Source organism: Pseudomonas schmalbachii (genome assembly GCF_017589465.1).
GTDB lineage: Bacteria > Pseudomonadota > Gammaproteobacteria > Pseudomonadales > Pseudomonadaceae > Pseudomonas > Pseudomonas schmalbachii.
The window spans coordinates 1-263 of record NZ_JAELYA010000036.1; the positions used below are offsets into that span (position 1 = coordinate 1).

At 52.9% G+C, this 263-nt stretch carries 1 rRNA gene; it reads right to left on the bottom strand.

The features are described from left to right. A 5S ribosomal RNA gene (gene rrf / locus JFY56_RS24240) occupies nucleotides 1–111 on the bottom strand; the annotation flags it as partial. Nucleotides 112–263 lie beyond the last annotated feature (152 nt).

A 263-nucleotide genomic window follows, 5' to 3' on the forward strand; every position in this document is an offset into this window, starting at 1 on the left:
ACGATGACCTACTCTCACATGGGGAGACCCCACACTACCATCGGCGATGCGTCGTTTCACTACTGAGTTCGGGATGGGATCAGGTGGTTCCAACGCTCTATGGTCGTCAAGCAATTCTTTCGGATGCCCGCTTTCGCGCTCACCCCAATTCGGGTATGTGATCTTTCGGTGTCATTTGCGGTTCTCACGAACTTTCGGTTCGTCGACTTCACCACTACACCGCAATCCGCAGATTGCTTGGGTGTTATATGGTCAAGCCTCAC